11 protein-coding genes are annotated in these 10,336 nt (G+C 51.0%); all 11 read right to left on the bottom strand.

Annotated elements, in window-relative coordinates; all coding sequences use genetic code 11:
* Window positions 1–106 precede the first annotated feature (106 nt).
* The gene (locus B2633_RS02700) at window positions 107–964 is read right to left on the bottom strand and encodes a peptidoglycan DD-metalloendopeptidase family protein (RefSeq protein ID WP_483168995.1); all 858 of its coding nucleotides are present in this window, start codon (window positions 962–964) and stop codon (window positions 107–109) included.
* Between the two features lie 117 nt (window positions 965–1,081).
* Window positions 1,082–2,386, bottom strand: coding sequence for a transcription termination factor Rho (gene rho, locus B2633_RS02705; protein WP_483168996.1), 1,305 nt, complete (start codon window positions 2,384–2,386; stop codon window positions 1,082–1,084).
* Between the two features lie 274 nt (window positions 2,387–2,660).
* Complete coding sequence (gene glpX / locus B2633_RS02710) at window positions 2,661–3,656, bottom strand: class II fructose-bisphosphatase (RefSeq protein WP_483168997.1); 996 nt, start codon at window positions 3,654–3,656, stop codon at window positions 2,661–2,663.
* Between the two features lie 24 nt (window positions 3,657–3,680).
* Window positions 3,681–4,322 (bottom strand): fructose-6-phosphate aldolase, encoded by a 642-nt coding sequence (gene fsa, locus B2633_RS02715; protein WP_483168999.1) that lies wholly within the window; start codon window positions 4,320–4,322, stop codon window positions 3,681–3,683.
* Window positions 4,323–4,337: 15 nt separating this feature from the next.
* Window positions 4,338–5,192 (bottom strand): class II fructose-1,6-bisphosphate aldolase, encoded by an 855-nt coding sequence (locus tag B2633_RS02720; RefSeq protein WP_483169101.1) that lies wholly within the window; start codon window positions 5,190–5,192, stop codon window positions 4,338–4,340.
* Between the two features lie 20 nt (window positions 5,193–5,212).
* Window positions 5,213–5,587 (bottom strand): response regulator, encoded by a 375-nt coding sequence (locus tag B2633_RS02725; protein ID WP_481041739.1) that lies wholly within the window; start codon window positions 5,585–5,587, stop codon window positions 5,213–5,215.
* Between the two features lie 64 nt (window positions 5,588–5,651).
* Window positions 5,652–6,233, bottom strand: a complete 582-nt coding sequence (locus B2633_RS02730) for a YIP1 family protein (protein ID WP_481041741.1) — start codon at window positions 6,231–6,233, stop codon at window positions 5,652–5,654.
* A 15-nt stretch (window positions 6,234–6,248) separates the two neighbouring features.
* Window positions 6,249–7,139, bottom strand: a complete 891-nt coding sequence (gene sppA, locus B2633_RS02735) for a signal peptide peptidase SppA (protein ID WP_481041743.1) — start codon at window positions 7,137–7,139, stop codon at window positions 6,249–6,251.
* A gap of 16 nt (window positions 7,140–7,155) precedes the next feature.
* Window positions 7,156–8,310, bottom strand: a complete 1,155-nt coding sequence (alr, locus tag B2633_RS02740; RefSeq protein ID WP_483169002.1) for an alanine racemase — start codon at window positions 8,308–8,310, stop codon at window positions 7,156–7,158.
* A 7-nt stretch (window positions 8,311–8,317) separates the two neighbouring features.
* Window positions 8,318–9,394 (bottom strand): lipid II:glycine glycyltransferase FemX, encoded by a 1,077-nt coding sequence (locus tag B2633_RS02745; protein ID WP_483169004.1) that lies wholly within the window; start codon window positions 9,392–9,394, stop codon window positions 8,318–8,320.
* Window positions 9,395–9,473: 79 nt separating this feature from the next.
* A partial coding sequence (locus B2633_RS02750) for a CTP synthase (RefSeq protein WP_483169006.1) occupies window positions 9,474–10,336 on the bottom strand: 863 nt, incomplete at its 5' end.

A 10,336-nucleotide genomic window follows, 5' to 3' on the forward strand; every position in this document is an offset into this window, starting at 1 on the left:
CATATTGGTTGCGAATTTCCTCTCCGGCTGACTATAACTAGTAATAGCCTATCTCAAATCTACCCATAAAAAAAGCCCCCATATGGGGGCGTGATATTTAACGCAGTTAACGCAGTTGGCTCAGCGGATTAACCGTTTTTCCGTTAAGTTTAACCTCAAAATGCACATGGGGTCCGGTAGTTCGTCCGGTGGTGCCTACCAGGGCAATAATCTGTCCTTTGCGAACCCTCTGATTTTTATGAACCAGAATACTCTGAGCATGTGCATAGAGGGTCTCCCTGCCATCATTATGGCTGATAATCACGGTTTTTCCGTAGATGGGTTTGGCGCCGCTGAAAATAACGATTCCATCAGCAGCCGCTTTGATGGGGGCGCCGGTTTCCTGAGCAATATCCACGCCATGATGAAATCCTGATTTTCTCCAACCATACGCTGAAGTGACCGCACCGCTTACCGGCCATCCAAAGGCGGCAAGATCGATGCTATAGCCCCGGGAGGGAGTACTGCTGGCAGCAATGCTGTCTGCCTCGAAGCCGGGGATAATCAATACATCTCCGACCTCTAGCTGGTAAGGATCTTTGCCCTGGTTGGCCATGGCTAGAGCCTCTACACTCACCTGATACCTGGAGGCCAGCGAAGATAAGGTGTCCCCTTTCTTCACTGTGCAGGTCGAAATCGGTATCTTCAAGGTTCTGCCTACAGTCAGCAAATCATTCTCATCAAGATTGTTCATCAATAAGAGCGCATCTAAATCAACATGATATTCCCTGGATAATGCCCACAGGGTATCGCCATTTCTTACCACATGATCCCTGCCGGTACTGAGCCCGGTTTCAGGCTCTGCGGTAGCTGCAGACATCCACGGTAGGAAATCCCCCGGACAGAGTGCAGCCGCAACCGGGCCCACTACACTGCCCAGAAAGATAATGCCAACCAGCAGTGAGCTAATCCATTTCCTTTTCATAGTACACCTCGCTTTTGAAGACCAATAGTCAACATATACCATAGTCTCCACATAAGCGCAGGCATTTATTCATCCATATTTGAGAAACAACTACTCAGATGGGATTTTTTCCTTATTTTAGTAGGATTTTCGGGCATGGTCGGTTTTTCCAAAAACCAACGGAGCCGCTCGCAACAAGTCCTTATTGGTCTTGGTTTTCTTCATGGTATCTAATATCATCTGCATGGTTTCAACTGGATTATAATCACTGAACATGTTGCGCAGATTCCACATCAGTTCTAATTCTTCGCCGCTCAGCAAGAGCTCTTCTTTTCTGGTGCCGGATCGTTTGACATCGATGGCCGGGAATATACGCCTCTCGGCCAGCTTTCTTTCCAGTACCAGCTCCATATTGCCCCGTCCCTTAAATTCCTCAAAAATGACCTCATCCATCCTCGAACCGGTTTCAACCAGAGCAGTGGCGCAGATGGTCAGGCTGCCTCCCTCTTCGATATTGCGCGCCGCCCCGAAGAAGCGTTTGGGCTTATCAAGCGAGGCCGGGTCAATGCCGCCGGATAGTGTCCGGCCGCTGGGAGGCACCACCAGGTTGTGGGCTCGTGCCAGCCTGGTGACACTGTCCATGAGAATAACCACGTCTTTTTTATGTTCCACCAGCCGTTTGGCCCGTTCCAGAACCATGTCGGTTACTTTCACGTGGTTTTCCGGAGGCTCGTCAAAGGTGGAGGACACCACCTCCGCTTTGGTTGAGCGCTGCATATCCGTAACTTCCTCAGGGCGTTCATCTACCAGCAGTATGATCAATACGACATCAGGATGATTTTCGCTGATGCCCTGGGCAATTTTCTGCAGCAGGATGGTCTTGCCGGCTTTAGGAGGAGCCACAATCAGACCGCGCTGTCCCTTGCCGATTGGCGCAATCAGGTCGATGATGCGGGTGGACAGCTCGCGCTGTACGGTCTCCAGGTTCAGCTTTTCGGTCGGATACAGGGGGGTTAAGGCATCAAAATGGATTCTTTTGATAGATTCCTCTGGAGGAAAGCCGTTAACACCCTCCACCTTGAGCAAGGCAAAAAACCGCTCATTGTCTTTGGGAGATCGTACCTGACCACTTACATGGTCGCCGGTACGCAATTCAAATTTCCTTATCTGGGAAGGTGAAACATAAATATCGTCCTGACTGGGCAAGTACCCAAAAGGCCTCAGGAATCCATATCCATCGGGCATGATCTCCAGAATTCCCTGGGCCTGCAAGAGCTGGTCGGAATGGGTTAAGGCTTTGGTAATTTCGAATACCAATTCCTTCTTACGCAGCTTGGAATATCCGGCCAGGTTCAAATCCCGGGCAATCTGGTATAACTCCAACATATTTTTGTTGTCCAGTTCGGAGATATTCACCTTTTCTTCCCGTTGTCCTCCCTTCATACCAACATCCTTTCATTTACATAATCTACTACTTATCGGTCAACACCAATAATAAGTCCCTGAAAACTCAATTATAGCCATCACAAGTAAATGTTCCGATCTGATTATCTACAGTTGGACCAACCGACATGATATTATGAGGGTTTGTTCATCAGATTGAAGCCCCAGCACGTCACACTGGGCGAAGGTTAAGATAGCACTTTTGATAAGCCTCTGCCAGATATTATCCCATAAATTTAAACGGATAATCCAATAAATCGCAAAATTTACCGGCTTAGTCCATCCTCAGCTTAATACGATTATCTCTGAATAATGGTTTTTTATCAAGATGATGCTCGGCAATAATACGGCGAATGGTTCCTGACAGGCTCCTCATCACCAGCGTATCGGTAGTGGCCCGCCGCTTGTGGTAGCGCACTCCTTTGAGCAAAAACGATCCGGTTATACCGGTGGCTACAAAAATAACGTCCTCTGATTTGACCAGGTCGTCAATGGTAAACACGGTGTTGATATCCTCTATGCCCATTTCCTTGCAGCGCCGGATCTCTTCAGCGGCTTCGGGGCCCTCAGGCGTTAAGCGGGCCTGAAAATCGCCGCCCAGACACTTGAGCGCGGCCGCGCTGATCACCCCTTCCGGCGCTCCGCCGATGCCCAGCAGGATATCGACTCCGGAATCTTCATAGGCCGCAGCTACAGCCGGCGAGATATCACCGTCGGTGATCAGGCGAATGCGGGCTCCGGCCTGGCGAACCTGTTCTACGATGTGTTCATGACGGGGACGGTCCAGAATAACCACGGTTACTTCGCTGATCAGTTTATGCAGTGCCCGGGCCACTTCTTTCAGATTCTCCTTGACCGGCGCGTCCAGGTGAACTCGACCTTTGCATTCCGGTCCCACCGCTATTTTGTCCATATACATGTCAGGGGCGTGCAATAAAGATCCCCGGGGAGCCGCCGCCAGGACTGCAATCGCTCCGACGCCGCCTTTGGCTACGATAGTTGTCCCTTCCAGGGGATCCACGGCTATGTCAACTTCAGGAGGCACACCCATTCCTACCCGCTCGCCTATGTACAGCATGGGAGCCTCGTCCATCTCCCCTTCGCCGATCTTGACAATGCCGTCAATAGCAACAGTATCAAACATAACCCGCATAGCGGTTACTGCAGCATCATCAGCGGCTTCTTTATTGCCTTTGCCCACCCAGCGGGAAGCTGCCAGGGCGGCAGCCTCGGTGACCCGGGCAAATTCCAATGCTAATTCCCTCTCCACAATCTTTACCCCCTGCCTCAGGTTCTAAAAAACCTGTTTCCAATCGTTCATAAACTTTTCAATACCGGCATCGGTCAGCGGGTGCCTGATCATCTGTTTGATCACCGCATAAGGAACCGTTGCTATATGGCAGCCGGCGCGGGCTGAAGCGGTAACATGCATGGGATGCCTGATACTGGCTGCTATAACCTCGGTGTCTAACATGTATTGATCCAGAATCTCGATCAAGTCCTTCAGCAATGCCATCCCATCATAACTGATATCATCGACCCGCCCTATAAACGGGCTCACATAACTGGCCCCGGCACGAGCCGCCAGTATGGCCTGGTTGCACGAAAAGACCAGGGTGGCGTTGGTGTTAATCCCTTCTTTGTTCAGGCTGGATATGGCCCTGAGCCCAGCTTCAGTGAGAGGGATCTTCACCACCACATTGGGATGTATCTCAGCCAACTGCCGCGCTTCCTGCATCATGCCCGGATAGTCCAGAGCGATGACCTCGGCGCTGATGGGACCATCCACCAGATTACAGATCTCGCTGATCACCTGATGGTAATCGCGTCCTTCCTTGGCTACCAGGGTTGGATTGGTGGTGACTCCATCAAGAAATCCCAGGGAATGTATTTCGCGTATTTCGGCGATATTCGCTGAATCGATAAATATTCGCACTTGCGCCTCCTTTTTCTAGATCCTGCCACTGCTTCCAAAGACCCTCATTTTATCGCGGATAATGTTTACAGCCGCTTCGCGAGCCGGGCCCAGGATCTGGCGGGGATCGATTTCATCCGGTTTATTTTCGATAACCTTTCTCATCGCCCCTACGAAGGCTTCTCGGATATTGGTATCGATGTTAACCTTGCGCACCCCCAATGAGATGGCCTGGCGCACTGCCTCATCCGGCACCCCGGAAGACCCGTGCAAGACTATGGGGATGTTCACCAGGCCTTGAATGGTGACCAGGCGCTCAAAATCAAGCTTGGGCTCGCCTTTGTATTGCCCATGAGCGGTGCCGATGGCTATAGCCAGGCTTTTTACGCCGGTCTGTTCTACAAAATAGCGGGCTTCCTCGGGATCGGTGTAGGCGGCTTCACGCATGCTTACATGAATGTCATCCTCGGTTCCGCCTATTTTCCCCAATTCAGCCTCTACGGATACCCCTATGGGGTTGGCGATCTCCAGTATTTTTTTGGTGGTAGCGATATTATCCTCAAGGCTCAACTTGGAGCCGTCATACATCACCGAACTGAACCCGCTGCGGATGCATCTTATTACCTGATCGAAGTCGGTGCCGTGATCAAGGTGCAGGGCTACCGGAACCGGACTCTTCTCGGCGGCAATTTTGACCATTCCGGTAATATAATCCAGGCCGGCATACTTGATGGCGCCCTGGCTGGCCTGCATGATTACCGGAGATCTCTCCAGCTCCGCAGCCTGGATTATGGCTTGAACGATCTCCATGTTATTGGCATTAAAAGCACCTACCGCATAGCCTTCCTTCTGGGCATGCTCCAACAGGGTATCAACCCCCACCAGCGGCATATTAATCACCTCGTTGTAAATTATTGAACCTGTTCTGCACTTACCATTTGCTGCACTACCTGACGTAGATTCATTATGTCAAAAGGCTTGGTAATACACCTTTTTACCCCGGCATCAAGAGCTTTTTTAATAACGTCCATCTCCCCGTAGGCGGTCATCATAACGATGGTCAATTCAGGGTGATTTTCAAGGATTTTTTGCGAGGCTTCCAGGCCGTTCATATTAGGCATTTTCATATCCATTAAGATAATATGGGGTGTTATACTGTCAATCTTGGCAATGGCTTCTAACCCATCGGAGGCCGTATGGACAATCCAGTCGTCCTTCTTGAATAGTTCTTCTAATAAGCGGCGCACTCCCTTTTGGTCATCCACGATCAATATTTCATGGCGCATTTCAGCTACCCCTCCCCCTACATGAACATATATTTACAATTCTGCATCGATGATGAACATCCTTCTAAAGCAGAGGTAAAGAACTCAAAGCCAGGCCGCCGATGATCAGCAATAACGCCCCGATCAAGAGAAATGATGCCATCGGCAACAAATATATCAAGACCGCCTGCCCGGTAGTCAAGGTTAAGGCCTCACGCACTGCCAGAACCTGCAATCCTATCACCCATAAACCGGACAGGAGATACAACAATGCGCCCACGCCGGGCAGGTCCAATAAAATTGCGGCATAATATAAAGCCGGGCCCAAAATGCCGGGAAAAACCGCAAAGCCCAGGCAGCTCAAAACCGCTTTGCCATTGCCGTACCCGTAAATAATCTCTGCCAGCAGGGAAAACAGACCTGCGGAAACAAACCATATCACAACTGCCGTAACGGCCCCCAGGCTCGCCAGCATCCATGAAGCGTATCCTGGCAATCCTAATCCGTTCTGACTGATGGCGCTGCTGGCCTCCTGCAAAAGATAATTGGCGAAATATACCCCTATAAAAACCAGGAAGCCCGCCAACAAAGGCCGTGTGCGGGCTAATTCCCGCATGGTGCCCTGCGGTTGAAAGATTAATCCGTAAAGCACATCCAATATGGTCAAACCCAGTCCCCCTAGTTAATAATATAACCTGGTAGTTGGCTGATTACCCAGGAAGGTGCTCTCCAGGCTGGTAACCAGGCGCTTCCACATGTCCTGCTGGTTGAGCACCTCAATAGGAACTTCTCCCTGTATACCTGCCATGACTTTGGCCTGCTCGATCGCATCATAGTAATCTCCCAAACTGTCTACTAACCCCAAATCTCTGGCCTGGGCTCCGGTGAAAATCCTCCCGTCGGCCAGGGGCATCAATTGTTCACGGGTAATTTTGCCCTCGCGGCCTTTCACCACTTGATCAATAAACTGCTGATAGGAGTCCTGTACAATACCCTGCAATATTTGTTGTTCTTCTGGAGAAAGATCGCGGAAAGGAGATCCGATATCCTTATGCTGGCCGCTTTTGATGACCACCTCTTTAACCCCAAGCTTTTCGTACAGTCCTTCGATGTTCTGCATCTGCATAATAACCCCGATGCTGCCTGTCAAAGTGGCGGGGTTGGCCATGATATGGTCCGTGCTGCAGGCGATCCAATAACCGCCAGAGGCGCACACATCCCCCATCGAGGTTATAACCGGTTTTCCGGTCGCCCTGAGCTTATCAAGCTCCACCCCGATTTCTTGTGAGGCTACAGAGGTTCCTCCGGGGCTGTCGACTCTAAGCACTACCGCTTTGATATCCTGACGGGCTGCTGCCTGGCGGATGATAGCCATAATGTCTCGGGCGCTGGCAGTAGTGCCCTGCAGGAGATTTGACGTGCTGGTACCGGTAATGGTGCCGGAAACCTCAATAACCCCGATTTTGCCAATGCTTTTTAAACCGGCCTGGGGCTGGCTGATGCTCTGAACTGCCATAATCAACAGGATAAGCAGAAAAACCAGTATTAATCCTATCACAATCCTCTTCTTCACCGTCAACCTCCTCTTCTCAATGACCGTTGACTGTAGCCTTATACTGTACTCTGCTATGAATGCGTTTAATTGCCGGTGAAACCAGGGATTTTTTGGCCGGCAGGGATACTTCCGTTCCCACCCCGGCTTCCAGATCAGCGGGCAGTTCCACCAGCGTAAGCTGCATGAATACTTTGCCGGCCACCGCACAGGGATGGCCCTGTATATACACCCGGGCGGTGAACCTGGAGAAACGCAGCCAGGCCAACAGCATCTTTATGGCTCTTTTTAAGGCGTCTAGCCCCCCTGCCGGCGGATTGGACACATCTACCGCCACCCCGTCAATGAATCCTGCCGGCAAAACTGCAATACGGGCCGCTCTCCGCAGGCGATAAGTTCTGAAGTATCCCATATAACTGCCCGCCGGGCGCTCATTGAGGGAAATGATGCGGGTCTTGTACTGAAACGGATCCCGGAGCGTGATCGGTTTAGGCATCTTACCGACCGGATACTGTCCCGAGAGCAGTGTTCCAATGCGCACCGCGTCCAGGTGCATCTCCGGAAATCGCAGTGTTGCCGCACTGTTGGCACAATGCTTTATGGGAATATTATAACCCCTTTCCTCCAGGCTTCTGACGGTTTGCATAAAACACTCATACTGCTTTAAAGTAAAACTAGGGTCGCTGGCACCTGCGTGAGCCATGTGAGTATATATCCCTTCAATGTATATGTAGGGATTGCGACTTAATGCCTCACAAACCTTAATGACCTCCTCATGAGACAGGCCAAAACGGTTCAGACCGGTTTCAAGCTTAAGGTGAACCGACAGCATGATTTGTTCAGTCTGGCTGACCTGATCGGCCAGGACAGCGTCATCCGGGCCGGAAATCATCACCGTAATCTGTGCCCTGATAGCCTTTTGCAGTGAGACCTGGTCCGCCAGCGGACTGAGCAGCAATATGGCTTCCTCTAATCCAGCTTCACGCAACTGCAGGGCTTCATCCAAAAAGGTGACCGCAAAATACTCAACCCCGTTATCTGCCAGGAGGCTGGCGGTTTCCACCATGCCATGCCCGTAAGCATTGGCTTTTACCACTGCAATCAGTCTGGTCTGTTCTGACAGCAGCGATCGCACTCCGGTTAGATTATGGAGTATGGCATCATCATCAATCTCTACCCATTTGTCGTGCATAGCTGTATCAGTCGCCCCCCTGGCCTGCAAGACCGCGTCTGCGCCCTAAATAAACCGGCAGCATCCGGGTCCACAGCCAATACCAAACAGGCCGGTAGACGAAATCCCATTCACCTACAAATTCAGTTAATACCCCGTTAAATCCTTTTTTAAAACGATACAGGCCGTATAAGGGGTTCTCTTCATCCAAATCGCCGGATACCCCTCGAAAATCATACACTGTGCATCCTTGCGCTTTGGCCCAGCGGATCATTTCCCACTGCAAAAGGTAATTTGGCATTACATTGCGGTGGCGGTTGCTGGACGCGCCATAAAGATACCAGGCCTTGTCGCCCAGAATAAAGGCCAGGGTTCCGGCCACGATTTCCCCCTGATAATGGGCCAGAAATATGCGGGCATAACCATTGGCGATCATATGATCCCAAATAGATTCGAAATACGAATAGCCTCTTATCAGGAAATGATCCCGTTGGGCAGTCTCCTCCAATATGGAGTAAAAAACCTCTAAATCTGTCCGTTCTTCAGCCTGAGTGACGGTGACTCCTTTTCTTCCCGCCAGTTTGATATTGTAGCGCCATTTTTGGTGCATATCAGCCAGCAGTTCAGCCGGCTCGGGGGTAAGATCGAGGCGCATCACATAGTTGGGCTGCACTCCTTCGAAGTTGAGCCCCGACAGTTGACGCTGAAAACCGCAGGCAGACAGCATTTTGGCATAGTTCTGGTTCTGGGCCGGGATATCGGGGTCGATTTTCACGAAGATTGCCCCCTCGCGGCGGGCAATCTGCCTGGCAGCTGCAAATAACAGCCGGTGCTCTTCGGCATTATCCTGATCGGCCACAGGGCCGCGCGGGGAGTAAAAAATGGCGCGTTTAACCAGCGGGATGGGCAGGGTGCGTTTGAGGATCAGCATAGCTGCCCTGATTTGTCCGTCCTTTTCCAGGACCAGTCTTATCGGTTTCCAGCCGGTCAGATTCTTAACCTGCCCCCATTCCCATAATTGCAGAAAATGCCCTTTGGGATGCTGGGCAATAAAACGATTATAGCTGGCTTTATCCTTGGCCTCGATAATTCTGGTTTTGTACATCCGTTTCCCCTTCAGAGATGCTCAACACTATTCTTGCCAGGATAATTGGCAGGTATCCATCCGGATATGAACAGAGGAATTAGCAAAGCAGACTTTCTCTAGATTGCCGGTATTTGAGGCTGTTCTCTATCAACCCCGTAAACAAAGGATGCGGCCGATTGGGCCTGGATTTGAATTCGGGGTGGAATTGACAGGCCACAAAATAGATATGGTCGCTTATTTCGATAATCTCAACCAAACGCTTATCAGGAGATAGGCCGCTGATAATCATACCGTGCTTTACCAGTTCATCACGATATTCATTGTTAATCTCATAGCGATGGCGATGCCGTTCCTGAATCACCGATTGCTGATAATGATGATGGGTTGTGGTGCCGGCTGCGATGTGGCAGGGATAAACCCCCAGGCGCATGGTTCCGCCTTTGTCTTCGACATGCTCCTGATCAGGCATCAGATGCACCACCGGGTGCGGACCATGGGGGTCAAATTCACAGCTGTTGGCCCCTTTAAAACCGCACACATTGCGCGCAAATTCAATCACCGCGCATTGCATTCCCAAACAAATACCCAGGAAAGGAATCTGCTTTTCGCGCGCATACCGGGCTGACATTATCTTGCCTTCGATGCCCCGCTCGCCAAAACCACCCGGAATGAGTATGCCGTCCACATCCGCCAGCAATGGTTCCGGGCCTTCCTTCTCCAGCTGTTCAGCATAAATCCACTTGATCTTGACATCGCAGTTAAACTGAAAACCGGCGTGTTTCAATGATTCCACCACGCTCAAATAAGCATCCGGCAGCTCCACATATTTGCCCACCAGACCGATAACGACCTGCTTGTCCATATGAAGGATTTTATCCACCATGGTTTCCCATTCCGCCAGATCGAGCGGACCGCATTCCAGGCCGAGCCGCTTTAGCACCTGGAGGTCCAGCCCCTCTT

The organism is Syntrophomonas sp. UBA1041, from assembly GCF_002316705.1.
Lineage (GTDB): Bacteria > Bacillota > Syntrophomonadia > Syntrophomonadales > Syntrophomonadaceae > DTU019.